The 25,799-nt window shown below is 37.5% G+C and carries 21 protein-coding genes; 10 read left to right on the plus strand and 11 right to left on the minus strand.

The features are described 5' to 3' along the window. The first annotated feature begins 119 nt into the window (after positions 1–119). Complete coding sequence (locus Q4496_RS02665; RefSeq protein WP_303609897.1) at positions 120–3,320, plus strand: DUF3427 domain-containing protein; 3,201 nt, start codon at positions 120–122, stop codon at positions 3,318–3,320. Between the two features lie 45 nt (positions 3,321–3,365). Here the strand turns inward: Q4496_RS02665 and Q4496_RS02670 are convergent, their stop codons facing one another. Then, the gene (locus tag Q4496_RS02670; protein ID WP_303609898.1) at positions 3,366–5,288 is read right to left on the minus strand and encodes a class I SAM-dependent methyltransferase; all 1,923 of its coding nucleotides are present in this window, start codon (positions 5,286–5,288) and stop codon (positions 3,366–3,368) included. A 379-nt stretch (positions 5,289–5,667) separates the two neighbouring features. Here Q4496_RS02670 and Q4496_RS02675 point away from each other — a divergent pair, with 379 nt between their 5' ends. Together Q4496_RS02675 and yghU are read left to right on the plus strand one after the other, a co-directional pair. Further along, positions 5,668–6,219, plus strand: a complete 552-nt coding sequence (locus Q4496_RS02675; RefSeq protein WP_215971714.1) for a carboxymuconolactone decarboxylase family protein — start codon at positions 5,668–5,670, stop codon at positions 6,217–6,219. 36 nt (positions 6,220–6,255) lie between these two features. Then, on the plus strand, positions 6,256–7,113 hold the full coding sequence (gene yghU / locus Q4496_RS02680; protein ID WP_215971713.1) for a glutathione-dependent disulfide-bond oxidoreductase: 858 nt from the start codon (positions 6,256–6,258) through the stop codon (positions 7,111–7,113). Between the two features lie 385 nt (positions 7,114–7,498). Here yghU and rpoH read toward each other — a convergent pair whose 3' ends face one another. From rpoH to ftsY, 4 genes are all read right to left on the minus strand, one after another. Continuing rightward, positions 7,499–8,353 (minus strand): RNA polymerase sigma factor RpoH, encoded by an 855-nt coding sequence (gene rpoH, locus Q4496_RS02685; RefSeq protein ID WP_215971712.1) that lies wholly within the window; start codon positions 8,351–8,353, stop codon positions 7,499–7,501. Positions 8,354–8,614: 261 nt separating this feature from the next. Next, positions 8,615–9,592: a permease-like cell division protein FtsX gene (ftsX, locus tag Q4496_RS02690; protein ID WP_303601089.1), complete on the minus strand. Its 978-nt coding sequence runs from the start codon at positions 9,590–9,592 to the stop codon at positions 8,615–8,617. Then, complete coding sequence (gene ftsE / locus Q4496_RS02695; protein WP_215971710.1) at positions 9,585–10,283, minus strand: cell division ATP-binding protein FtsE; 699 nt, start codon at positions 10,281–10,283, stop codon at positions 9,585–9,587. The genes ftsX and ftsE overlap by 8 nt, the downstream gene beginning before the upstream one ends. Positions 10,284–10,331: 48 nt before the next feature. Next, the gene (gene ftsY / locus Q4496_RS02700) at positions 10,332–11,825 is read right to left on the minus strand and encodes a signal recognition particle-docking protein FtsY (protein ID WP_303609914.1); all 1,494 of its coding nucleotides are present in this window, start codon (positions 11,823–11,825) and stop codon (positions 10,332–10,334) included. Positions 11,826–11,971: 146 nt separating this feature from the next. On the opposite strand from ftsY, the gene rsmD reads away from it, so the two are divergent. Next, positions 11,972–12,556, plus strand: coding sequence for a 16S rRNA (guanine(966)-N(2))-methyltransferase RsmD (gene rsmD, locus Q4496_RS02705; protein WP_368411048.1), 585 nt, complete (start codon positions 11,972–11,974; stop codon positions 12,554–12,556). Between the two features lie 93 nt (positions 12,557–12,649). Here rsmD and Q4496_RS02710 read toward each other — a convergent pair whose 3' ends face one another. From Q4496_RS02710 to Q4496_RS02720, 3 genes are all read right to left on the minus strand, one after another. Continuing rightward, positions 12,650–14,227: a serine hydrolase gene (locus Q4496_RS02710; RefSeq protein ID WP_215971709.1), complete on the minus strand. Its 1,578-nt coding sequence runs from the start codon at positions 14,225–14,227 to the stop codon at positions 12,650–12,652. Positions 14,228–14,255: 28 nt separating this feature from the next. Continuing rightward, positions 14,256–14,855, minus strand: a complete 600-nt coding sequence (locus tag Q4496_RS02715; protein ID WP_215971708.1) for a YjaG family protein — start codon at positions 14,853–14,855, stop codon at positions 14,256–14,258. A gap of 135 nt (positions 14,856–14,990) precedes the next feature. Further along, positions 14,991–15,755 carry a SapC family protein gene (locus Q4496_RS02720; RefSeq protein ID WP_215971707.1) on the minus strand — a complete coding sequence of 255 codons (765 nt, stop codon included), beginning with the start codon at positions 15,753–15,755 and terminating at the stop codon, positions 14,991–14,993. 245 nt (positions 15,756–16,000) lie between these two features. On the opposite strand from Q4496_RS02720, the gene Q4496_RS02725 reads away from it, so the two are divergent. Then, entirely contained in the window at positions 16,001–16,318 is a 318-nt protein-coding gene (locus Q4496_RS02725) for a hypothetical protein (protein WP_215971706.1), read from the plus strand. Between the two features lie 32 nt (positions 16,319–16,350). Here the strand turns inward: Q4496_RS02725 and Q4496_RS02730 are convergent, their stop codons facing one another. Further along, positions 16,351–17,217: a LysR family transcriptional regulator gene (locus tag Q4496_RS02730; RefSeq protein ID WP_303609915.1), complete on the minus strand. Its 867-nt coding sequence runs from the start codon at positions 17,215–17,217 to the stop codon at positions 16,351–16,353. A 121-nt stretch (positions 17,218–17,338) separates the two neighbouring features. On the opposite strand from Q4496_RS02730, the gene Q4496_RS02735 reads away from it, so the two are divergent. Both Q4496_RS02735 and fghA read left to right on the plus strand, forming a co-directional pair. Continuing rightward, the gene (locus tag Q4496_RS02735) at positions 17,339–18,469 is read left to right on the plus strand and encodes an S-(hydroxymethyl)glutathione dehydrogenase/class III alcohol dehydrogenase (RefSeq protein ID WP_215971704.1); all 1,131 of its coding nucleotides are present in this window, start codon (positions 17,339–17,341) and stop codon (positions 18,467–18,469) included. 73 nt (positions 18,470–18,542) lie between these two features. Further along, positions 18,543–19,382, plus strand: a complete 840-nt coding sequence (fghA, locus tag Q4496_RS02740) for an S-formylglutathione hydrolase (RefSeq protein ID WP_215971703.1) — start codon at positions 18,543–18,545, stop codon at positions 19,380–19,382. A 79-nt stretch (positions 19,383–19,461) separates the two neighbouring features. Here fghA and Q4496_RS02745 read toward each other — a convergent pair whose 3' ends face one another. Then, positions 19,462–19,842 carry a VOC family protein gene (locus tag Q4496_RS02745; RefSeq protein WP_215971702.1) on the minus strand — a complete coding sequence of 127 codons (381 nt, stop codon included), beginning with the start codon at positions 19,840–19,842 and terminating at the stop codon, positions 19,462–19,464. A gap of 229 nt (positions 19,843–20,071) precedes the next feature. Between Q4496_RS02745 and Q4496_RS02750 the strand changes: the two genes are divergently transcribed. The 3 genes from Q4496_RS02750 (at position 20,072) to Q4496_RS02760 (ending at position 24,702) form a co-directional block, all read left to right on the plus strand. Then, entirely contained in the window at positions 20,072–22,486 is a 2,415-nt protein-coding gene (locus Q4496_RS02750) for a TonB-dependent receptor (RefSeq protein ID WP_303601087.1), read from the plus strand. A 42-nt stretch (positions 22,487–22,528) separates the two neighbouring features. Continuing rightward, entirely contained in the window at positions 22,529–23,902 is a 1,374-nt protein-coding gene (locus tag Q4496_RS02755) for a 5-methyltetrahydrofolate--homocysteine methyltransferase (RefSeq protein ID WP_303601086.1), read from the plus strand. Positions 23,903–24,246: 344 nt separating this feature from the next. Beyond that, a complete protein-coding gene (locus Q4496_RS02760; protein WP_303601085.1) occupies positions 24,247–24,702 on the plus strand; it encodes a Fur family transcriptional regulator in 456 nt (151 codons plus the stop codon). 73 nt (positions 24,703–24,775) lie between these two features. Here Q4496_RS02760 and Q4496_RS02765 read toward each other — a convergent pair whose 3' ends face one another. Next, entirely contained in the window at positions 24,776–25,795 is a 1,020-nt protein-coding gene (locus tag Q4496_RS02765) for a hypothetical protein (protein WP_215971698.1), read from the minus strand. Positions 25,796–25,799 lie beyond the last annotated feature (4 nt).

Below are 25,799 nucleotides of genomic sequence, written 5' to 3' on the forward strand. Positions count from 1 at the left end.
CATGATCTTCAAATAAAAAAACTCAAAGTATCAATTCTCCGACGATAAAGGAAGGCAGCAAAAACAAGACGAAGACGTTGCCTTAAGCAATTAGAAGTATTAAATAGAGAAGGATTTTCATGAATCAAACTGGCATTTACGAACAGTTAATCACGCAGTTAGTTGAAAGTAATTTAGACCGCGACGCTTTTTATGTTGGTGAAAGAAAACTAGAAGCTGGCGAAGCGGCAACATGGTTATCAAGATTCTTAACCCGTTTGATTGAAATAGCTATGGACTCAGTGCCTAGTGGTGACACTCGAATTCATGATCAAATTAACTTAGCCAATACTATCGTTAAATGGCTAAGCACTCATATTAAAGATGAAGAACTCATTAGTGAAAACCTGTTAGACAGCCAAGGAAAAATACTTACCGCGCTATTTGATAAAGCTAATCCTATCTCTGCTGATCTCCCAAAATACGTTGACGCCATCATGCCAATAACAGGGCTAACGCAAAGTGAGTTATTTTGTGGCAGTAATGTAGGCATCTCGTTAGAAACTGAAATTAAAAGAGAAATACAATCATCTGACAAAATCTATTGGCTAGTATCATTTATTAAGTGGGCTGGCATTCGTATATTTAAAAAAGAATTAGAATCTTTTACTCGGAGTGGCAAACAATTAAAAATAATTACCACCTCGTATATGGGTGCAACGGACGCCAAAGCGGTTGAGTTTTTAGCATCTCTTCCTAATACCGAAGTAAAACTCAGTTACAACACCAACCGCGAACGCTTACACGCTAAATCTTATTTGTTTATGCGCAATACGGGCTTTCATACTGGCTACATTGGCTCGTCTAATTTATCGCATTCAGCGTTAACCAGTGGTTTAGAGTGGAACTTGAAAATTACCTCTAAAGAAATTCCGCATATCATTGATAAATCGTTAAGTACCTTTGAAACCTACTGGGAATCACCTGACTTTGAATACTTTGATGGTGAAATAGAAAGTCGTGAAAAATTAACTAACGCACTTCAAGAAGCCAAAGGTAGTTTTAGTAATACATCAACTAACTTCTACTTTGATATAAAACCGCATTCACACCAGCAAACCATATTAGAAAAGTTACAAGTTGAGCGTGAATTACATAATCGCTACCGAAACCTAGTAGTTGCCGCAACAGGCACAGGTAAAACTATTATTTCAGCATTTGATTTTGCCAATTTTTACCGTGATAACCCAGAAGCTAATTTTCTATTTATTGCACATCGTGAAGAAATTTTAAAACAAGCGCAAGGTGCATACCGTGGCGTTTTAAAAAATAGCAGCTTTGGTGAATTATGGGTTGGCAATAACAAACCAAATAAGTACCAACACTTGTTTGCTTCTATTCAAAGCCTAAATTCAAAAATGAGTAATCAATTAGATACACTTAACTTGAGTGAAGATTATTTTGACTACATTGTTATTGATGAAGTACATCACGTTTCAGCCAGTAGTTATCGTGCAGTATTAAAACACTTTAGCCCTAAAATATTACTCGGTTTAACGGCAACACCAGAGCGCCATGACGGTACAGATATATTAAGTGATTTTTGCAACGTCATCGCGGCAGAAATTCGATTACCAGAAGCGATCAATCAACGACACCTTTCACCGTTTCAATACTTTGCTATTGACGATGATACCGACCTAACCAAAATATCATGGTCTAGAGGCCGTTATGATATTGCTGAGTTAACCAATTTATATACGCATAACGATCAACGTGTTTTACGCATTTTACAAAGCCTTGATGAAGTCGTAACCGACATAACACAAATGCGCGCATTAGCTTTTTGTGTCAGTAAAGAACACGCCACATTTATGACGCAAAAGTTCACGTTAAAAGGCATTGCTTGTGGCGTATTAACCAGCGACAACAGCAAAGATCGCGAGGTAATGCAGCAGGCGTTAAAATCGAAACAAATTAACATTTTGTTTGTTGTTGATATTTTTAACGAAGGTGTCGATATTCCAGATCTAGATACTTTATTGTTTTTACGACCAACCGAAAGTTTAACCATATTTTTGCAACAACTTGGGCGCGGTTTACGTTTAACCGATAACAAAGAATGTTGTACCATTTTAGATTTTGTTGGCAATTCGCGGCCTGAGTATGACTTTTCAAGTAAGTTCAGAGCACTAACAGGTAAAACCAATCAATCTATTGATAAAGAGATCAAGCAAGGTTTCCCTCATCTACCTTTAGGTTGTCGTATTGAGTTGCAAGAAAAAACACAAGCGATGATATTACAAAATATTAGCCGAGCGACATTAAATAGAAATCGATTAATTAGCTTAATTAACAACTTCCCACATATAACAACATTACCATTAACGCTAACCAACTTTTTACATATTTATGAACAGTACAAGCTTGAAGATATTTATAAAGTGAAGCTTGGGAAGTTTGGTGGTTGGTTCACATTACTCAATAAAGCTAAAGACAATGAGATTGTTGAACAAGAAAAAGATATTTACGCTGCTTACTATCGCGCCATTAATAACCGTTTATTAAGTTGTACGTCTATTTCATATTTGCGTTTTTTACAGAAATTAGTTCAAGCTGATTTTTCATTAAGTGCAGTAGAAAACGCCAATAAAGATGCAAAGTTACTTTCATTAATGTGCCATTACGACTTTTGGGATAATGCAGGTAATAAGCTTGGTTTTGATAATATCGAACAGAGTTTAGCCGCGCTAAAACATCCAGAACTACAAGCAGAGTTAGCAGAAGTAATTGCGTTATTAATTGACCGTTTAGACGTAAATGAATTTGCGATGCCAAAAGTGAAGAATACCGTTGTCGATAGCACACCATTAAGTATGCACGTTCGTTATCCAAAAGAACATATTCTTGTGGCCTTTGGTGATAGTACTTTTAGCAAAAAATCATCGAGTCGTGAAGGTGTGCTTAATGTAGCCAATGCTAATACTGAATTGCTTTTTGTTACCCTTAATAAATGTGAAAGTCAGTTCACAGCAACCACCATGTATCACGATTACGCAATAAGTCCGACTTTATTCCATTGGCAAACACAAAATAGCGCTAAACCAACATCAGGTCGTGGTTTAGGTTATATCGAGCAAAAGAAAAACAACAAAACTTTCATTTTATTTGTACGTGAACAAGCCAAAGATGAAAGCGGTAGAACTATGGGTTTTGTTAACTTTGGCCCTGTTGATTTTGTAAAATATGAAGGTAGCCAACCAATGAATATTACATGGAAATTAAAACACCCCATGCCAGCGTATTTGTGGCATGAGACAGCTAAGCTGGCGGTGGGTTAATTATATATTAAAAACTCATCAAGTTAGTTGTTTACGAGGTTGATTCTACCATTCCCTCAACTGCTGCATTTCTTTCAACCGCCCGCGCTGCATTACCAGTGCTTCAAACAAATCATCTATTGATTCATTGTCTGAGTTTAACCCCGGTAGGGCAATATTCGCTTCGGCAAAAAAGCGTTTAAGTTGGCGGTTTTCAACTTGTGTTTCAGCGGTGATTTCTGGTGTTTCAGGAAACATCTTAGTGCTGATTGCATAACCAGCGGACATCTCATTTACTTCATCTTTCTGTGCCGTTGTAGCAGCTTTTGTATTTATATCGGCTTTTTTATTGTCAGTTGTCACATCATTAAGCCATGCTGCTTGCCACCAATGTTGAATGCGTTCTTTCGATTGCGTTAACTTATGCTCAGTGGGTAGTCGGTCGCTTTTTTGATTGTTGATAACGCTATCGGTGGGCAGTAAATTCCATAAGTCGTTATTAGGCCAGCGCGAAAATGGCATGCTGTGATCTATGTCAAATTTATTCTTTAATGCTTTAGCCGACCAAACACATTGCGCTACTTCAGGTGACTTGTGCTTTACTTGCTCAAAACGTTTACGTACTTCTGTGGTGGTGCGCACAGGCTCTAACCAGTTTAACGCTTGATGTAAATAGTATTGGTTTTCAGGTGATGCGTGTTGGCTGTTCCCCGCATAACCCGCCATGGTTTTCACCCATTCGCTGACTAAAACAGGTTCAATCCAACAAGCGTAGCGATTAAAAGCCAACCAAGTTGATTCTGGTAATGAAAATTCACCCCATTGTTCAAGTGATTGTAAATCAAGAAACAAGCTGTCTTTCGCTTTAACGGTTCTATTGGCTACTTCAAATACAGGCTTGTCGCTGTTAGATTCTTGATTTGGAAAGGTAATGTATTTACACGGCATATTTTTAATATTACTTACCGCCGCCGATAATGTTTTATGTAGTGCAATAGCATCATTACCGACAAACAAGTTGCCAATACGATAATCTGATGCTGTTCTGTGGGTTAATTTGTGCCAACCATCGGCTTTCATAAAGCCCATATTAGGGTTTTTATTCGGGGTTTGAAAAAGCTTCCGGTCATCAATTAAATCTTTGTATTGATGACACCAGTAAAGCGCCACTAAACCAGCAGGTAAAATAACTCGGTCACCAAAAGGTGAGCTTTCTCTACGAAGTACAGCACCGGGGTGACCATCAGCAATGCGCAGTAAAACTCTTAACAAGGCGAGCTTATGTGTCGCAGATTTACCGTCGTTTAAGGCAACGTGGCGAATAAAAGGGAAAGCGCCGCTACCATCGTCTGGTAGTTGCAGCACCACGGTTTGCCAAGAAACATGATTACGGCCTAGTTTATCTGTTTCTTTTACGGTTTCTAGCTTGGTAAATAAACCAACGTCGGCAGCCAGTTGTTTTAATTCATCGGCACACACATCAAACATTTTTCGGGTTTTGTAGTCGTCAGCGGTTTGTCCATGACGCAGTGAAATAACGAGTTTGCCACCAGGTTTAAGTAGGTTTGCCAATTTACGTATTGAACGAGCGCGATCACTCGGTGGAATATGCATCCAAACAGCACTGAGTAAAATTAAATCAAAACTAACTTCTTGTTGAGTCACCTTGGTGAGTGCTGGTAATGAATCGTCTAGCCATTTTACCTTGATATCTTTTGTCGTATTTTGCCCAATAAGTGCCAATGATTGTGCCGGTTCAACAGCAAAAATTTGAATATTATTGTTGGTTTGATGAGTGTGGGCAGCTAGTTCGGCAAAGTATTTAGCATCACGGCCTGAGCCTGCTCCAAGATCTAAAATACGCGCATTAGGATTTTCAATTATTGATGGCAAAAGCTGCAACCAACTTTGGTGAACCTCTTCAAACGACTTGGAAAGGTATTGTTGCGCTAATCCTGTAGCATTATCGTTATAAAATCGATTGTTCAATTACTTAACCCTAAGTGTCACTGAAACATACAAATTTTTCTTCCATGTTAGTTAGAATCTCAAACCTTCTCAGTATTGTCAAAGTTAATTCTTTAAAACGCTATTAAGATCAATATATTAATTTGCTTCGCTTCTTGCTTGTATTTTCTCTATACCTTAACTAATTCTTAAGTCGAGCTCATGAAATTAATCGCTAAATAAAGAATTCCTGATTATCTAATCCCTTAATTAATAAAGAAATAGTGTTAACTGGGCCTAATGTAAACACGAAAAGTTTTTAAACTAAGTTGACTTTAACATACCGATAGGTACAATACATTCAATTCACAGATACCGATCGGTACAAATTAATATAAATCAATACAAATAGGAAAATATTATGACAACATTAACTACGCACACAATTGAATCAGCACCAGCAGCAAGCAAGCCATTATTAGAAGGTTCAGTAAAGGCGTTCGGCATGTTACCAAACTTACATGGCGTTTTAGCAAGCTCTCCTCAAGCACTTGAAGGCTATCAAATACTTCACAAGTTATTTGGTGAAACTTCATTTGATGCAGAAGAGTTAACGGTTGTTTGGCAAGGAATCAATGTTGAGCACGGTTGTCACTATTGTGTACCAGCGCATACAGGTATTGCTCATTCAATGAAGGTTAATCCTGAGTTAACAGAAGCGTTACGTAATCAAGAATCAATGCCAACAGCTAAGTTACAAGCATTATTAGATATGACGCTTATTATTGTGCGTAATCGTGGTAATGTAACGCAAGAAGAATTGAATAAATTCTACGAAGCTGGTTATGGTGAACAACAAGTTTTAGAAATTATATTAGGCCTTGCTCAAAAAGTAATTAGTAACTACACAAATCACATTGGCAATACACCTGTTGATGATGCATTTGCACAGTTTGCTTGGACTAAAAAGTAAGACTACAACGCATATTTACGTTTAGGAGTGACAATAATGTTAGAGCAATATATACCACCCGAAATTTGGACTCATGACGCTGAAAGTGGCGGTAAGTGGGCCAATATCAATCGTCCCGTTTCTGGGGCGACACATGATAAAGCCTTACCTATTGGAGAACATCCGCTACAGTTGTATTCCATGGGTACGCCAAATGGCCAAAAAATAACAATCATGCTAGAAGAGCTATTGGCACTAGGTAAAGATGCACAATATGATGCTCACATGATTAAAATTGGTGAAGGTGATCAGTTTTCATCGGGTTTTGTAACCATTAATCCTAACTCTAAAATTCCAGTGCTAGTTGATAACAGTTATGACACGCCACTGCCTGTTTTTGAATCGGCCTCAATTTTAGTGTACTTAGCAGAGAAGTTTGATGTTTTGTTGCCAAAAGACACTGTTAAGCGCGCACAGGTGATGAATTGGTTATTTTGGTTACATGGCTCTGCACCTTATTTAGGTGGCGGCTTTGGACACTTCTATAATTATGCTCCGGAAAAATTTGAATATGCGATTGATCGTTTTACCATGGAAATTAAACGACAATTAGATGTGTTAGATAAGCAGCTAGCCAAAAATGAATTCATTGCGGGTGATGAGCTAAGTATCGCCGATATTGCAACGTGGCCATGGTATGGCAACCTAGTGTTAGGAGAGCTTTACAGCGCTAAAACATTCCTACAAGTAGATGATTACACACATGTTCAACGTTGGGCAAAAGCAATGTTAGCTCGTCCAGCTTTTCAACGTGGCCGTATCGTCAATAAAACTTGGGGAGAAGCGTGGGAACAGCTTGAGAATCGTCACAACGCTGAAGACATTGATAAGGTGTTAGCGCTACAGCCTGAATAACCTGGGCTTAATAACAACTTAAGTTATTAACTTAGCTGAAATAGCACAACAAATACTAAGGCAAAACAACATTACAGTTGTTTTGCCTTTTTTGTCTCTGCACATTGGTCGCGACCTAACCACCTTATAACGTTTTCATCGTTACCGCTTATAACAAAGCAGCAATAACGCGGCAAGAATAAACAAACGACAATGCCTTACCCCTTATTTATACCTAGTTATGCTGTTAACCAACTCAGCATAAATATTACCAGTAATTGTCAACTTAAACGGCTGTTAACGCGATAGTATTAACAGTATTGATAAGAGTAAGTACAGACGATAAAAACAAAAAAACCGGCTAATGCCGGTTTTTATTATGTTAAACAAGTTTTACATAGGTTGCTTACAGAACCATAGTGCTTTTAAGCTTGTTCAACGCATTTTTCTCTAATTGACGAACACGTTCAGCAGAAATTTGGTATTTGTCAGCCAAATCTTGCAACGTTGTTTTGTCTTCTGCTAACCAACGCGTTTTAATAATGTCTTGGCTACGTTCATCTAACGCAACTAATGCTGTCGATAAACGTGTGTTTGCATGATCTTCCCAGTTAGCATTTTCTACTTCAACGGCTAAATCTGATTGTTTATCTTCCAGATATAACGCCGGAGAGAAGTTTCCAGCACTTGCGCCATCATCTTCGTCTGAAGACAATTCAAATGCTTGGTCATGGCTGCTCATGCGATTTTCCATTTCCAACACATCTTTAGTGCTTACACCTAATGTTTCAGCAACTGTATTTACTTCATCATTACTGAACCAACCTAAACGCTTTTTATTTTTACGTAGGTTAAAGAATAATTTACGTTGTGCTTTTGTAGTTGCAACTTTAACTATGCGCCAGTTTTTTAAAACAAACTCATGAATTTCTGCTTTGATCCAATGAACTGCAAATGACACTAAACGTACACCCACCTCAGGGTTAAAACGTTTAACAGCTTTCATTAAGCCAACGTTGCCTTCTTGTACCAAATCGGCTTGTGCTAAGCCATAGCCTGAATAACCTTTAGCTACATGAATAACAAAACGTAAATGCGACATAATAAGCTTTTGTGCAGCTTGTAAATCATTGTCATTATAGAGGCGAGTCGCGAGATCTTGCTCTTCTTCAGCGGTAAGCATAGGAATGCTATATGCTGATTGCATGTAAGATTCAATACTGCCACTTCGTGGTACGGTAAGTTGCATTGTATCACTCATATAAATAACCTCTGTTTTTTACCAAATTTTTTTACTTAAAAAAGATTTCTTCACTCGAAATTATAACATAAATGAAGCTAGTTAACTATAGATGCCTTGCTAGCAACCTTGAGCGAGCATAAACATTATCTTAATAGATAGGGCAAAACAAGATGAACTTTCATTAATTTTATGAAATATTTGTTAAAAAGTGTGTTTTATCGGTTTTTTATTTTAAAAACATAAAGATAACTTAATAACGAATAATGTGTGAAATCAAGATTATTCTGCGTTAGGTTCAATAGCACGAATATGTTTACGTACAGAGATATAGCTACCTGCTAAACCTAAAATAACCGCTATCGCTATCAGCAATAAAGCTTCATTAAATGCTAAGCCCTGTAATTGGAAATTACTTTGATATAAATCGGTTAATTCACTGATAGAGCCAGTTAAATATTGCGCCAATATTGCGACTGATAAACACGATAATAATCCGCCAAAAACCCCATACCACATGCCACTATACAAAAAAGGTCTTTGGATAAAGCTGTCTGTTGCGCCAACAAGTTTCATTACAGCAATCGCATCTTTTTGGTTCAAAATTGCTAAGCGAATAGTGTTACCTACAATTAATACCACCGACAGACATAATAGCAAAGCAACACCAATCACAATATCTTCTATAAGACGTGCTACAGCTTCTAGACGTGTTAGCCATTCTAAATCAAGTTTACCTTGATCAACTTCACGTTCTTGTTTTAGTTTTGCTAATAATTCATTGGCGGCACTGGCTTGACTAGAACGCTCGGTAGGCGAGACTAAAATAGTTGCTGGCAAAGGATTTTCATTCAAATATTCTAACGATTCGCCAAAACCAGATAATATTTTAAACTCTTTCAGCGCTTGCTGAGCAGAAATATAGCGAACGTCACTCACTTCCGAATATAACTTAATACGTTTTACTAGGTTCTCTGCACTTTTTTCTGTGGTGGATAATTTTAAAAAAAGCGTGATTTGTGATGCACTGTCCCATTGTTCACTCACTTGCTGAGCATTTTTTACAAACAAATGTAATGTTGCTGGTAAGGCTAAGCTAATACCTAAGACAAACACGGTCATTACTGAGGTAAAAGGTGTTCGCCATAAGTCACCTAAACTGCCCACAGCTTGTTGTAAGTGACGAATAGGTAAGGTTAATAAGCTTCTTAAAAATGAAGTTCGTTGACTTAATCCACTTGAGTGTAAGTTGTTACTCATAAGCCGCTCCTTGTGCCTGTAAACCATCAACAATACCATCATTAATCATGGTACCTTCTTTTAATGTTAAGGTGCGATATCTCATGCGAGCAATTAAGCCAAGATCATGTGTCGCAATAAGTACCGTAACACCGGCGGCATTAAATTCTTCAAAGAGGCGAATAATATCAAGGGATAATTTTGGATCTAAGTTACCAGTAGGTTCATCAGCAAGCAGAATGGGGGGTTTATTAACAATAGCGCGAGCAATGCCAACCCGCTGTTGTTCTCCACCTGACAACATATGAGGAAAACACTTTAGTTTTGCACTTAAATGTACTTTATCTAGCGCAGTTTCAACACGTTTTTTAATTTCTCGGTGGCTAACGCCTTCAATAATTAATGGTAAGGCTACATTATCAAAAACGGTTCGGTCTTTAAGTAGGTTATGGCTTTGAAAAATCATGCCTATGCCACGTCGAACATAAGGAATTTGATTATAAGTAATGCTAGCAAGTTCGGTGTTGTTAACCAATATACTACCCGAACTTGGTTTTTCCATCATAGAGATTAGCTTTAGGAGCGTACTTTTACCTGCACCTGAATGACCTGTTAGAAAGGCCATTTCACCGGCTTGTAGCTCGAAGTTCACTTGTTTTAAAGCAAGAAAACCACCAGGATAAGTTTTGTTTACATGGCTAAAGCTAATCATAATTATTGTTTTTTAAGCATATTTTTAAAGAAGTCTTGTTTTAGTTTATTACTCTTTCACAAACAAAGCATCAATAAAATCATTACCATTAAATGGACGAAGATCATCAATACCTTCACCAACACCTAAATAGCGAATTGGAATATTATGTTTATCCGCAATGGCAAAGACCACACCACCTTTAGCTGTTCCGTCTAATTTAGTAACGGTTAAGCCAGTTAAACCAACGGCTTCATCAAATAACTTAGTTTGACTTAAGGCATTTTGACCTGTGCCAGCATCAAGGGTTAGCATAACTTCGTGAGGAGCATTTACATCGAGTTTTTTCATTACTCTAACAACTTTTTTAAGCTCTTCCATTAGGTGTGCTTTATTTTGTAAACGCCCTGCTGTATCAGCAATAATAACATCTATTTTACGTGCTTTAGCAGCACTTATTGCATCAAAAATTACTGATGCGCTATCAGCACCGGTATGTTGAGCAATAACGGGAATATTATTACGTTCGCCCCATACTTGTAATTGTTCTACTGCGGCAGCTCTAAAAGTATCACCTGCTGCTAACATAACCGATTTACCTTCGGCTTGAAATTGTTTTGCTAGCTTACCAATGGTTGTTGTTTTACCAACGCCGTTAACACCAACCATTAACATCACAAATGGTCCATCACTGTCAGGGATAACTAATGGTTGATCAACTTTTTCAATAACCTTTTTTAACTCTACTTTTAATAACTCGTAAAGCGCTTCAGCATCTTTTAACTGCTTACGATTAGCACTTTGCGTTAACGAGTCAATAATTTTCATGGTAGTTTCAATACCAATATCAGCCAATAGTAATTGAGTTTCTAGCTCTTCAAATAAATCATCATCAATTTGCTTGCCTCGGAACAGGTCAAATAAACCACCACCTAAATTTTGGCGTGTTTTACTTAAACCTTTTTTCAGTCGAGCAAAAAAGCCAAGTTTCTCTTCTTTTTTCTCTTCTGTTTTCTCTTCTTCAATAACAGCTGGAACTTCAACTGCCTCAGGCGTTTCTAATATTTCAGGTTCATCTGCTGATTCATCAAGCGGCTCAGTTGTTGCTATCACTTCTTCAGAAACAGGCAATTCAACTTCGGTAGAGACTGGTAATTCTGCCGCTACTTCTTCCGATGTAAAAGACTCAGGTTCTAGCTCCACAGCTTTGGCTGTAATAGGCTCTGGTACTACTTCCTTAGGGGTAAGCAACTCTGACTGTGGCTCTATTTCCGCAGGTGTGAGCGGCTCTGGCTCTATTTCCTTATGTGTGAGCGGCTCTGGCTCTGGCTCTGGCTCTGGCTCTGGCTCTGGCTCTGGCTCTGGCTCTGGCTCTGGCAGAATATCTTCAACCTTTACTTCTGCCTTAGCAATAACTTCTTCAGTAACACTAACGTCACCAGCTTCATTAACTTCTTTTTTATCAATAGTTTCTGATTCTATAGCTGCTTGTTCTGCAGGCGTATTATTTTCATCAACAGTTTCTTCTTTTGCTTTTCGGCCAAAACCTAGCCACCCAAACATACCTTTTTTCTTTTTAGACACTTTATTTGACCTAAGAGTAATTGCTGTATCTAAACGAATTCAACTAAAGGTTTCAGTTCGCTTGGATATCATTATGGTGTAAAATTGCCGCTATATTAGCATTAATAATGATAACTGTCAGCGATATGAGTCAAGGTAAAAAACAACAAAAGAAAAAGGCTGCATCAGGCAGCATTCGTATTATTGCTGGTAAGCATAAAGGTCGAAAATTACCAGTATTAGCAGCAGAGGGCTTAAGGCCAACAGCAGACCGTGTGAAAGAAACGCTCTTTAATTGGTTAATGCCTTATATTCATGGTGCAAACTGTTTAGATTGCTTTGCCGGTGCAGGTAGCCTAGGTTTTGAGGCGCTTTCTCGTGGAGCTGCTAACGTTCATTTAATGGAACTGAACAAAGCGGCAGCTAAACAATTATCGGCGAATAAGCTATTGCTGAAGTCTGACGATATTGTGGTATCTAATACAGACACCTTGGCGTTTTTAAAAACTCAAACACCGGTGAAATTTGATGTGGTTTTTATTGATCCCCCTTTTCGACAAAACTTAATTTCACAAACTTGTGAGCTATTAAACCAGGGTTGGTTGAGCGAACAAGCGCTTATTTATGTAGAAATGGAAGCGGAAAGTGATCAAGCATTACCTAGCAATTGGCAGCTATTAAAAGAAAAAATTGCCGGACAAGTTGCTTATCGTTTATATCAAAATAGTTAACAAATAAACAATAGTGAGTTTTTATTCACTATTGTTTATTGAGCAGTAACAAGTGCTTTATTGCACTTGTTACTGAATTACAGCTAAAGGCCTTTAGTTTTTAACGTTAGGTCTTAGCTTAAGGTCATGAAAGTCAAAACTAAAGTCTGTGGCATTAGACACAGCTTTCATTGTGACATATTCAATTTCACCAACTTCATTCAAGTGAAAATTAACAAAAGCGTCAGCTTCAAGACTTCTATCATCCCAACGTACAATAAAGGTATTGTACTGATAATGCTCTAACTTACCTTTCAATTCAGGTGTATTAGTAAATTGCATATTAAGCTGGTTATTTTTATAAGTAACATTAATATCACCATACCAATTATCAGTATACATTTGTGCGTATGCTTTTAATCGTAATGAATGAGACGAGTTTTTGTTAACGACATCTGCTGCTTTGGCTAATCGAACGGTTTCTTTCGCTTTTTGAGCTTCTCGTTTATCGTGAAAATAGGTTACCCAATCTTTAGGTGTTAGCTCTAGGTACTCATTTAATATTTCTAAATAAATAGCATTAAATGCATCGCCTGATTGCTGATTAGTTAAGATAACCATGGCTAAGTTTTCTTCTGGTACTACAACAACTTTTGACACCATACCCAAGATACCACCACTATGATGGATTAATTTCACACCATGATAGTCTTTTAAAAACCAACCTAAGCCATAAGCAGCAAAGTGAGTTTTATCTTGTTTAGTATCAGCGGCAGACACAGGTAAAATGGTACGCGCTTGCCACATGGCAGTGCTTTGCTCTGCTGAAAATAAACGTGCTTCTTGATTAGCGCTATTTGTATATGCGCCTTTGTTTAACAATGCTTTTAACCATAAGGTCATGTCGCTAACACTTGAGGCAACTGCACCAGCAGAAGTAAATTTTTCTAAAAAATTACCGCCAACAACAGTTAACTCACCTTCCATTGGCACATGAGCTCGTGCAACATTGTGGTTATTCTTAGGAATGAGAGAAAATGTTGGTCGAGTATTAGTCATACCTAATGGTGTAAAAATTCGCGCTTGAATAGCTTCTTGCCATGTCATTGAAGTTAATTTAGCAATAATTTCACCAGCAATAACATACATTAAGTTGTCGTAAGCAAACTCACTACGAAAACTAGACACTTGTGGTAAGTGTTTTAAGCCTTTAATTACATCAGCGTTAGTTAAGGTGGTTTGTGGCCAAATCATTAAATCGCCAGCACCTTTACCTAAACCAGAGTTATGTGATAATAAATCGATAATGGTGAATTCTCGGGTAACGTAAGGATCAGGCATTTGAAATTCAGGGATTATATCAATCACCTTAGTTTTCCAAGTTAGCTTACCTTCATCAACTAAGCTTGCCAAAATTGCCGCCGTCATCGCTTTGGTGTTTGATGCGATACCAAATAAAGTATCAGGTGTCACTTTATCGCTTTCGCCCGCTTCAATAACACCAAAGCCCTTGCTCATAACAACATTGTTGTCTTTGATAATTGCGACCGCAACACCAGGCACTTGAAAGGTTTTCATTGCTTTTTTGATTGTTGCTTCAATATTGTTAATTTTTTCTATCTGGCTAGTTGCTTGAGCCGTCAAAGATGAAAACAACACTAATACTGTCAGCGTTTTCTGTATTAAGTTCATGTGTGTACCTAAATTTTTGTAGACTAAATTATACTATTTCAATACCAAGGTTAGATAAGCCTTCAGATAAAACCATTTCTTTAGCTAACTGACATGAGCGTTTGTTTTCTGCAGCAAGCTTTAAAAAGTCAAAGAGTTCATCTTGGGTTTCTTTTTCCCAAACCGATAAAGGATGCTCGTTTACTTCAGCAGCTTGAACATCAGTTACGCCTTCATCAAGCAGTAACAGCTCAACGTAGTAATTGACGCTGTTATGCGATAAACGACTAATACTGGTTATATCTTCATGCTCTTTGTCTTTACCATTAGATTGTATTAGCTGTAATAAAGACATCATTGCCATACAAACATCAAGAGCTGGGAAAACACCAAAAAAGTCAAAGGCTTCTGGATCAGGCGTTTGTTCTTCTAATTTATTCAGTTGCGCATTAACATTGATTTTAATTGCGTGGTTTTTATCTAACCACTGCCAAACTAAATCAAGTTGATTTCTCAAAATGGCATAATCACCAAACTGACTACTTTCACTGAACATTTGATAATTGGGTAACATGCGCTCTAATAGTGCGCTAGCAAAGGCGACTTGTTGCCAATGACTTAATTTTTCAAAAGGGAGATGTATAGCCAAATTTTTTCTCATTTATGATAACAGCAAGACAACCATTATAAATGAGATGCCCTCTTTAGTGGAGGTGTATTTTTTAGCAATAGAAGCAAAAAAGGAGCACAAGCTCCTTTTTTAATATTAACTATTCATGTGAAATTAGCTTTCTGCAGCAGCTTCTTGAACAGGAAGAATTTGTACGTTTGATACTTTCACTTCAGAAGAAAGGTTACGTAATTTAACTAAATTGTTAACTTGCGATAACGAACCTAACATTGAATAAATTGGTACAAATAAACCACGTTTGTGGAAATCTAGTACTTTATCATCTGATAAGTTTTTAACTTTTTCTTCATTAATAGTAAATATACCAATTAATTTCTTTTTCTCACCAGCTGCTAAAGTAATGTTTAGCTCAATTTCTTGCAGTAAGTCATTTTCTTGCAATTCTTTGATGAAGTTTTCTGTCATTCTTTCGTTGTCGTATAAACGGCCTAATGCTTTTTGTACATTAACAAGTACTTCAGACTCTTTACCATCTTCTTCAAATAATGCTAAATCTTTATCTTCACCTACAAATTCACTCTCAACATCAATACAAGCTGTTAATGTGTTTTCTTTGTCAGGATCTAAGCCTAGTGAAAAAGGAACCATTGAAATGCTTTGCGGCATTGATAAAGCTGTCCACTTATCATCTTGTAAAAATAAGTTCTCGCCTGCTTCTAAACCTAGCATAGCAACACTACGGAAACGCTCAGAATCTGGGTTTTTAACAAAAACAAGAGGGAAGCTTGCAGATGATTGTGCATACTCAGCTGCAGCAACAGGAATAATATTTTGTCCAGCTACGTGTGAAATATTGCGTGTATTAGAAATTTTTAAGTTTTGATGTTGTTCTTTTCTTACTGGAACGAAATTCGCCATGATTTATTCTCTTGTTTGGTGCTACTATTTATACACTGTTTAAATATAGGGGCACGTTTGTAATAATGTAATTGAATCAGTGAATTTAATTACTGTGTTCTTTTCGGTATAAGTAAGTTATGGAGGCAGCTGTTTTAGCTTTCAATGCCAAATTTAAAATAATTTACTAAAAATTTAATTTTCTACTAATTATTTAAAAAACTTATTATAAAATAAGGACTAATTTATGTTTAAGGTAGGTTATCATGGTTAATAACATAGTTAAAATATTGGTTTCTTTTACTATGTTAGTATTAGCAACCTCAGCATTTTCCCAACCTAAATTCTCACTTATACATCAACGTAACGACCGAAATTTAGCTGAAATACAAATTAAAAACAATACCTTAGAAACTTTAATTTGTTATGTTGCTATTGATGGACATAAAATATATTTTCGCTTACAAGCTAATCAACCTTCAACTTGGTATAACGCAACAGATCCACGCTTTAATTTTAGTAATTTTAGTACCTGGTGTGATTACTTATCTTTGCATCCTAAATATATGCCAAAAAGAAGATAACGAGATACCCGCTGAGCGCCCAAATTTTATAACTAAGTTAGATGTGTTGACAAGTATTCAACCAGTAACCTAATTTTGGGTGATAAATGGCGGTTGTGAGGATAAAGTGCCCATATGCCTTCATCAAGCTCTCTCATATTATCTAGCACTGAAATAAGTTGGCCGTTTTGCAAGTACTGCTGCACGTAATAGTCGGGGAGCTGTACAATCCCTAATCCTTTTAGTGCTGCATCTACTAGGCTATATCCACTGTTATAACGTAACCTTCCGGTAACTCGGATATTTTTTTCTTTTCCGTCATCACTAAAGTGCCAATAATCTAACGTACCCAATAAGCAGCTATGCTTACTAAGCTCAGATAAAGAGTGTGGTACCCCATACTGATTCAAGTAAGCTGGCGAAGCACAAAGGTAATTTGTTCGCTTACCTAATTTTTTAGCCATCATGGTTGAATCAGGTAATTTACCAAGACGAATGGCCAAATCATAGCCTTCTTCTAACAAGTCTATTTTTTGATTGCTTAGGTTTGCATAAACTTCTACATCACCGTATTTTTTCACAAAATCATTTACCAAGGGCATGATCTTTTGTTCGCCATAAGTGGTTGGCGCTGTGAGTTTAATTTTTCCATGGGGTCTTGATTGCAAGTTAGAAATAGCGCGTTCGGCTTCATCTAAACCGTCAAGAACACTACGACAATGCTGATAAAAAATACGCCCTTCTTCGGTTAATGAAACCTTACGTGTGGTGCGATAAAATAGTTTTGTATCAAGGCGCACTTCTAGCGCACTCACTTGTCGGCTCACTTGCGCAGTAGAAATAGCCATTTTTTTTGAGGCTTGCGTAAAACTCTCTGTTTCTGCAACATGAACAAATTCACTAATGCCTTCCCACTTCATCATTGTTACCTATATGTAAAAGTGATTTACAAAAAACATATATTATCATCACTGAAGAAACAAATATAATAGCTATTAGTTTCGCTATTCAACAATCATCAACAAAGCTGTGAGAATCAAAATGTCAGATCAATTTATTAAATCAAAAGCCGCTATTGCCTGGGGTCCTAAACAAGCTCTGTCAATTGAAGAAATCGATGTAATGCTGCCTAAGAAAGGCGAAGTATTAGTTAAGGTGATAGCCTCTGGCGTATGTCATACCGATGCTTTTACTTTATCAGGCGAAGATCCAGAAGGTATTTTCCCTGTTGTTTTAGGCCATGAGGGCGGTGGTATTGTTGAGCAAGTAGGTGAAGGCGTAACAAGTGTTAGTGTTGGCGATCATGTTATTCCGCTATACACACCAGAATGTCGTGAATGTAAGTTTTGTTTATCTGGTAAAACTAACCTTTGTCAAAAAATAAGAGAAACTCAAGGTAAGGGCTTAATGCCTGACGGCACAACCCGCTTTTATAAAGACGGACAACCAATTTTTCATTATATGGGCTGCTCTACCTTTTCTGAATACACTGTATTACCTGAAATATCATTAGCAAAAGTTAATAAAGAAGCACCATTAGAGGAAGTATGCTTATTAGGTTGTGGTGTTACCACCGGCATGGGTGCGGTGATGAATACAGCAAAAGTTGAAGAAGGCGCTACTGTCGCTATTTTTGGCCTAGGTGGTATTGGTCTTTCTGCCGTTATTGGTGCAACCATGGCAAAAGCCAGTCGTATTATTGTTATTGATATTAACGAAAGTAAATTTGAATTAGCGAAAAAGTTAGGTGCTACCGATTGTATTAACCCTAAAAACTTCGACCAACCTATTCAAGACGTTATTGTTGAATTAACCGATGGTGGTGTTGATTACTCGTTTGAATGTGTAGGTAATGTGAATTTAATGCGTTCTGCATTAGAGTGTTGTCATAAAGGTTGGGGTGAATCAGTTATTATTGGTGTAGCTGGCGCAGGACAAGAAATTTCAACTCGCCCATTCCAATTAGTTACTGGGCGTGTATGGCGTGGTACTGCTTTTGGTGGCGTTAAAGGTCGTACAGAATTACCTGACTATGTTGAACGTTATTTAGCGGGTGAATTCAAATTAAGTGATTTTATTACTCACACCATGAGCCTTGAGGAAATTAATGACTCGTTTGACTTGATGCATAAAGGCGAGAGTATTCGCAGTGTTATTCATTTCGCTAAATAGTTGTTTTATTTTAGTCACATTTGTCCGTTCTTTTGTTGTGTAAAATAAAAGAACGGTCTAGTAAGGTTTTATCATGACCATTGAAAATTTAAGTGTAAACAAAAGCTTTGGCGGTTGGCATAAGCAATATAGTCACCCATCAACAACATTAAATTGTGATATGCGATTTGCAATTTATTTGCCACCACAAGCATCAAATGGTGACAAGGTTCCAGTATTATATTGGCTTTCTGGACTAACATGCTCTGATGAAAATTTTATGCAAAAAGCGGGAGCTCAACGTATAGCTGCCGAATTAGGTATTGCTATTGTTGCTCCTGATACTAGTCCTAGAGGACACAATGTTGCCGATGATGAAGGTTATGATTTAGGTCAAGGCGCTGGTTTTTATGTGAATGCAACTCAAGCACCGTGGCATAGTCATTATCAAATGTATGATTATATTGTTAACGAGCTTCCTTCATTGATAGAGTCTACGTTTCCTGTTAGCCATAAACGTGCAATTGCTGGACACTCTATGGGTGGACATGGTGCACTAACCATCGCAATGCTAAATCCTGAGCGTTACAGTTCAATGTCGGCGTTTAGCCCTATTTGTAATCCTATCAATTGTCCGTGGGGACAAAAAGCTTTTACCGCTTACTTAGGGAAAAACAAAGAAAAATGGCAACAACATGACGCTAGCGAGTTAATGCGACAAGCACAGAAATTTGTTCCTGCAAGAGTCGATCAAGGTGGAGCAGATAATTTTCTAATAGAGCAATTAAAACCAGAAATGTTAGAACTAGCAGCAAAAGCAAGTGGCTACCCTTTAGATTTACACATGCACGAAGGTTATGATCATAGCTACTATTTTATTGCGAGCTTTATTGAAGAACATTTGCGTTTTCACGCTAGCTATCTCAAGTTATAGTTATTGATAACTATTAAACCAGTACAAATGTGGCTTTTGTTTAATGCAGTAAGCCACATTTGTAATTTATGCTGCCGTCTTAGCCCATTCGGTATAAAGCACACACTTTATTGCCTGATGGATCTTTAAGATAAGCAAGATAAAGCTTACCAACGCCACCTTCTCTTACACCTGGCGCGTCTTCACAAACAGCACCACCATTAACTAAGCCAGCGGCATGCCATGCATTAACTTGTTCAGGAGATGTTGCAGCAAAACCAATGGTAGAGCCATTACCATGGCTAGCTTCATTACCATCAATAGGTTTCGTTAAAGCAAAAATCCCTGTATCAGTAAAGTAAAAGCATCTACCTAGGTCGTCAAAAACCCCCGGCTTATGACCTAACTCCCCTAAAATTGCATCGTAAAACACTTTTGATGCTTGTACATCGTTTGCACCTATCATGATATGACTAAACATGTAGCTTTCTCTTTGTTATGAAATTTCAGCCAAAGAATAGCACTTATTTTATTAAGCACGCTAATCATCTTCATAATATTTAAAACATCACAACCAAGTTGAAATGACATATTTGTAAAACAAAAAAAATAACCAATAAGGTTTTAATCTAATGATATTGCACCAGTAGTAGTTATGATATAACATATCATTAATTAAGGGTAATCAAAAAATAACACTGGAGTATGTAATGTTTAAAATCTCAGGAATAGCGGCCATTATTGGTTTGCTTTTACCTACTAGTCTGTTGGCACAAACGATCCAAGGCGAAGTAAAAAATGATAATGGTAAATCTATCGCTGGTGCTACGGTTAGAGTTGAAGGAACTGGCGCTGCAACGACCACTGATAAAAACGGCCGTTTTATTTTTCATGATCTAGCTTCTGGTAAAAATGAAATCCACATATCTGCGGAAGGTTTTGCTCATCTTCATCAAGACATAATATTATCAGACGATAAAACCGACCCTTTAACACTTGTATTAACACGATCTCCCATTGAAGTAATAGACATTGTTGCGACGCCTATTCATATGTCAGTAATGGAATCAGCAGCACCCGTTAGTGTACTTGCCGGTGATGCACTACGCCGTCAACAAGCTTCAACATTAGGTGATAGTCTGGAAAAGCTGCCTGGGGTTCAAAGTAACTTTCATGGCAATGTTGCTAGTACCCCTATTATTCGTGGCTTAAGTGGTCCACGCGTAATGATTGCACAAAATGGCTTAGATGCCAGCGATGTGTCAAGAGTTGGTCCCGATCACTCAGTTGCTTCAGAAGCTTCTACTGCACAACAAATTGAAGTACTGCGCGGCCCAGCAACCTTATTTTATGGCAGCGGAGCCGTTGGCGGTGTAATCAACGTTGTTGATGGACGCGTACCTACTGACTCAACTACTCGAGGTGAGTGGTTACTTGAAAATAATTCTGCTGATGATCGTAAATTAGCCTCTTTTAACCTAACAACTGGGACAGATTCATTTGGTTTTTATGCTGATGGGTATTGGCGTGAGTCAAATGATTATGAAGTTCCTGTTGAGGCCGAATTAGAAACTGAAGAAGAGCATGCTGAACATGATCATGATCATGACAGCGGTGATTTTACTGTTGAAAACAGCGCTGAAAAATCAAATGGTTTCACCTTAGGTACAAGCTATTTGTTTGATCAAGGCTATGTTGGTGTTGCTGTAGAGCAATTTAACCGTGAGTACGGTGTTCCTGGACACTCACATGGCGATGAAAGTGAAAATGTTTATGCTGATTTAGAGCAAACTCGCGTTCAATTATTAGGTGAGTTTAATATTGACAATGACTGGGTCAAACAAGTTAAATTTGCCAGTGGCTTTACTGACTATGAACATGCCGAAATAGAAGCGGGTCAAATAGGCACAATCTTTGAAAATCAAACTCAAGAAGTAAAAGTTGATATTATTCAAAGCCCTTTCTACGACTGGAATGGTGGTATCAGCTTCCATTTTAAAGACAGTGATGTATCAGCCGAAGGAGAAGAAGCTTTTACTCCGCCTTCAGAAGCACAAACTATTGCACTCGCTTTAATGCAAGAAAAGCACTTTGGTGACGTATTACTGCAGTTTGGTGCTCGTATTGAACATGTAAAAATAACCGCTGATAACGTACTGCTTCCTAGTTTAGACGCTCATTCGCATGATGAATCAGAAGAGGAAGACGCTCATGACCATGACCATGATCACGATGATGAAACAACAAGCAGCACACAAGTATTTGCAGTAGAGCATAAATTCACTCCGGTAAGCTTATCGGCTGGCTTAGTATGGGCATTTACACCAGGTTATAACTTAGGCCTTTCGATTTCACGTTCAGAACGTGCTCCTTCGGCTTCAGAGTTATTGTCATTTGGTCCTCATATTGGTACAGGATCGTATGAAATAGGGTCGTTATTTGCACTTAATGAAGATAATACTTCCCTTGGCTTATCAAATGAAGTGATCGACCTTGAAACGGCTAACAATATTGATTTAACGTTCAGAAAAACACAGGGGAACGTTGCCTTTGTGTTAAATGCTTTCTACAACCAAATAGACAATTACTATTATCAAACCTTTACTGGCCTTTATGCTGAAAGTGGTCATGACCATGGTGACGATGGACACGATCATGATGAGGAAGAGACTGAACTACCTGTTTACCTATTTCAAACAGATGACGTAGTACTTCATGGTTTCGAAGCACAAGTAGCTTGGCAAGTAAATGATACGTTCAAAGCGACAGCATTTTCAGATTATGTTCGCGCTAAGGTAAAAGACGGTGATGATTTACCACGTACACCACCGCTCAGATTTGGTACTCAATTCGAGTATCAAAATGAACAAATCAGTGCACATCTTGATATAACTCGCTATCAGGACCAAAACAACACGTCTATCAATGAAACTTCAACCGATGGTTATACCTTAGTAGATGCCAGTGTTTCTTACGATTTAGAAGTATTGAATCATGATATTGCGCTGTACTTGAAAGGCACCAACCTAACAGACACAGAAGCTAGGGTGCACACTTCATTTATTAAAGATATTGCACCTCGCCCGGGCCGTAGCTTTGCTATCGGTATCAGAGGTTACTTCTAGTTTAAAAACATATAACACTTACTTAATTAAGGAAAATACATTATGAAGAAATCATTTCAACTTAACCTAGTTGCGGCCTCTTTAGCCGCAATATTTCTCAGTGGTTGTGGCGATGCAGAAACGAAGATTGTTGAGAAAGATCCAATAGAAGTACCTGATGATGACCATGATCATGACGATGATGGTGATGACCATGATCACGGTGACGAATATACAATTGAATCATTGGGACGACTAGCGGTGTTATCTGCCGAAAGTAATACAACAACCTTATATGATTTAGACGACGGTGCTCTACTCGATACATTTTCATTAATTTATGATGGTAATGCTATAACGGCTTCTGCGGGTTACCGTTTTGCCGTAATTGCCAGCAGAAATAACGATTATGTTGGCTTTATTGATAGTGGCTTATGGCGTGAAGATCACGTTGAGCATTTACACGATTACCAACAAGCACCGGTAATGAGTGATTATCAATTAAACGGTAGTAGCCCAACCCACATCATCAAAAGCGATGATGAAATGATTATATTTAATGACGGTAATGCCGATGCAGGTGTATCAGCCTCTGTAGAAGTGTTAAAAGATACTGATATTAGCGGTGAAACAAGTGAACTTCCGCATATTGATTACAGTATCAATATGCACGGTGTAGCATTGGCTCATGATGAATATTTATTAAGTACTGTTCGTCGTGACGATACTGAGACTACGTCTGCAGGTACATTACCTGATCAGGTAGCTGTTTATCATTTACATGGCAATGAATATGAACAAGAACAAATTTTAGATATTACTTGTCCTGACTTACATGGTGCATCACAAAACGATGATTACATTGCTTTTGGTTGTACCGACGGAGTTTTAGTTGCTCATGAACATGATGGTGAATTTGAAGCTGTAAAAATTGCCAATATTGAATCAGTAGGTAGCTCTCGTATAGGTAGTATCTACGGTCATGAAGAAAGTGACTCATTGATTGGTGTTGCTGGTGGTTCGCTATTCGCCATTAATCCTGAAGTTAACACGATGGAAAAACTTGAATGGCAACTTGCTGAGGGTGTTAGTGCAGTTTCTTATGCTTTTTCACATGAAGCAGAATACTTTTTAGTGTTAGATAGCGCAGGCTACCTTAACATTCTAAATTCACATTCACATGATGGCGAAGCACATTGGGAGTTGGTAACTAGTATAGATATTTCTGAAGAAGATATTTCTACTATGCCTGAAGATATGTCATTTAGTATGACTGCCGCTCAAAATGGTGATCATGTATACGTGGCCGACCCTATTGCAAAACATATCCTTCAAATAGACTTAGCAACAATGACTATTGAAGACGATATTGAAATAGGTTTTTCTGCGAGTGCTATAACTTGGTTAGGTATTGCTGAAGAAGCACACGATCATTAATCACTAAGTATTATCCACCATACTAAGTTAAGTAGAGGCACCGACAATGATGGCGTCTCTACTTTTTATTTAAATCTTACCTACATGAAATCAATAACAAGCGATAACCTCTCTGTTATTCTCACCATTTTTTATCAAAACACATAATCAGTAAGTTAACTCAAACATCAGAAATTTATCAAAAAGCACCATTCTGTTGAAAAAAAATAAAGGTGTTCTCTGTCATTACTGTTACAGTGTTTAAATTCTCTAATATTAGCCAAACGCAGATCATGATATTATAGAAATAGAACAAGGTTCGACAACACTTAACGCGATAAATGAAATTAGTTTGAGATAAAAAAATGAATAAAGTTGACGAAATTATCGTACATGCAGAGCAGTATTGTAAAAAACACGGCACCCGTTTAACACCGAAAAGAAAACAAGTATTATTTTCTCTTATTCAATCGGAAAAAGCGCTTTCTGCCTATGATTTAATTGATTTATTTGAGAAAGATTTTGGTGAAAAAATACCTGCGATGTCGGTATACCGCATTTTAGAATTTCTTGAAAAAGAACACTTAGTACATAAGTTAAGTTTAGCGAATAAATATATCGCCTGCGCGCATATCACCTGTGATCACGCCCATGGTGTACCGCAGTTCTTAATTTGTGGTACGTGTAATGACGTTAAAGAAATTACTATCAACAAATCGACCATTGATGAACTTAAACAGAATATTGAGAATGCAGGTTTTCAACTCGTTAGCCCGCAACTAGAAATGAACTGTATTTGTAATACCTGCTCTGAAAAATAGCTTAGTTATTGTAAGAGCCATTACTACTCCACGGGACTTAGCAAGAAGTTAAAAGCAATGCAAAATTAACACATTAAGCTTTGGTGTTAATAAAGTTGTTCAGGCCGTCTTCAAACCAGTAGTCAAATTCTTGTTGATGATTAGGGTAAACTTCAAAAAGTAGTTGTTCAATATCATCTTCAGATAACACTGTACAAGGGTCTTCCATTTCCTTTGTTAGTATTGCCCTGAGAACTTGCCTGCCACTTTCATTACTCATCAAAAAATAGAACAAAGCTTTACTTTGCTGATAAAGTTCGTGTGTTTTAACGCCATGCCAATCAGTTTTAGAAAACAATATGGTCGATATCTGCTCGGGGTATTGCCGATGTTTCAACCATGTAAAATCAAATAACTGAATATCACCATTTTCGGATATTGCTTGGTAGTACTCTGCCATGCCTTCATTAATAAAACGTAAGGTGTAGCCAAAATATGCATAATTAAGTGCATGTATGGCTTCGTGAACACCGACTTTAATTCCTTGCTCATAATTTTTCACGTCAATTAGAGAGACGTTATGATAGGAAATGTACATTCCCTGCGTTCCTTCAGGTTCACGTCTATATTTTCTGGCTAAATCTTCATAATCTGCTCGGGTACTGCTAAAGAGCATAGTTAACAACACTGTTTGATTCAATTCAGTATTAAGTGATCTTTCAATATGCTGAAAAGCTGTATTCAACTTCTTTTTTAGTTCAAGGGTAAAGCTATCAGATTTAGTGTTGAGATTAGTATTAAGCTGAAAGTATTGATTTGTTAATACTAGCTTCTCTGGTCTTTTACATTGAACGTTTGGTGGTTCAACGGAGCTTGGTCGATTTATTTGAAAAGAATCAATGTCTTGATGAGGTTGATTAACATCAGGCATGTGCAACTGAGCAGCACTTTTTACTTGTTGTTTTTTTGAAAGATTAAGTGCCTTAGTAGTATTGTCGTCATTAATATTCGGTAGAAGTGTATTTACGACTAAATCAATATAACGCTCACCGACCGTGAATGTCAGCATGATAATAATTACAGCAATCAATAAATAATAAATTTTTTTAGTCATTATG

This window comes from Colwellia sp. 5_MG-2023 (assembly GCF_030547795.1).
GTDB lineage: Bacteria > Pseudomonadota > Gammaproteobacteria > Enterobacterales > Alteromonadaceae > Colwellia.

Bases quoted from the DNA above. Each gene is read 5' to 3' on its own strand.
- Q4496_RS02665 (WP_303609897.1), top strand. From the start codon at position 120: ATGAATCAAACTGGCATTTACGAACAGTTAATCACGCAGTTAGTTGAA.
- Q4496_RS02675 (WP_215971714.1), top strand. From the start codon at position 5,668: ATGACAACATTAACTACGCACACAATTGAATCAGCACCAGCAGCAAGC.
- yghU (WP_215971713.1), top strand. From the start codon at position 6,256: ATGTTAGAGCAATATATACCACCCGAAATTTGGACTCATGACGCTGAA.
- rpoH (WP_215971712.1), bottom strand. From the start codon at position 8,353: ATGAGTGATACAATGCAACTTACCGTACCACGAAGTGGCAGTATTGAA.
- ftsX (WP_303601089.1), bottom strand. From the start codon at position 9,592: ATGAGTAACAACTTACACTCAAGTGGATTAAGTCAACGAACTTCATTT.
- ftsE (WP_215971710.1), bottom strand. From the start codon at position 10,283: ATGATTAGCTTTAGCCATGTAAACAAAACTTATCCTGGTGGTTTTCTT.
- ftsY (WP_303609914.1), bottom strand. From the start codon at position 11,825: ATGTTTGGGTGGCTAGGTTTTGGCCGAAAAGCAAAAGAAGAAACTGTT.
- rsmD (WP_368411048.1), top strand. From the start codon at position 11,972: ATGAGTCAAGGTAAAAAACAACAAAAGAAAAAGGCTGCATCAGGCAGC.
- Q4496_RS02710 (WP_215971709.1), bottom strand. From the start codon at position 14,227: ATGAACTTAATACAGAAAACGCTGACAGTATTAGTGTTGTTTTCATCT.
- Q4496_RS02720 (WP_215971707.1), bottom strand. From the start codon at position 15,755: ATGGCGAATTTCGTTCCAGTAAGAAAAGAACAACATCAAAACTTAAAA.
- Q4496_RS02725 (WP_215971706.1), top strand. From the start codon at position 16,001: ATGGTTAATAACATAGTTAAAATATTGGTTTCTTTTACTATGTTAGTA.
- Q4496_RS02730 (WP_303609915.1), bottom strand. From the start codon at position 17,217: ATGAAGTGGGAAGGCATTAGTGAATTTGTTCATGTTGCAGAAACAGAG.
- Q4496_RS02735 (WP_215971704.1), top strand. From the start codon at position 17,339: ATGTCAGATCAATTTATTAAATCAAAAGCCGCTATTGCCTGGGGTCCT.
- fghA (WP_215971703.1), top strand. From the start codon at position 18,543: ATGACCATTGAAAATTTAAGTGTAAACAAAAGCTTTGGCGGTTGGCAT.
- Q4496_RS02745 (WP_215971702.1), bottom strand. From the start codon at position 19,842: ATGTTTAGTCATATCATGATAGGTGCAAACGATGTACAAGCATCAAAA.
- Q4496_RS02750 (WP_303601087.1), top strand. From the start codon at position 20,072: ATGTTTAAAATCTCAGGAATAGCGGCCATTATTGGTTTGCTTTTACCT.
- Q4496_RS02755 (WP_303601086.1), top strand. From the start codon at position 22,529: ATGAAGAAATCATTTCAACTTAACCTAGTTGCGGCCTCTTTAGCCGCA.
- Q4496_RS02760 (WP_303601085.1), top strand. From the start codon at position 24,247: ATGAATAAAGTTGACGAAATTATCGTACATGCAGAGCAGTATTGTAAA.
- Q4496_RS02765 (WP_215971698.1), bottom strand. From the start codon at position 25,795: ATGACTAAAAAAATTTATTATTTATTGATTGCTGTAATTATTATCATG.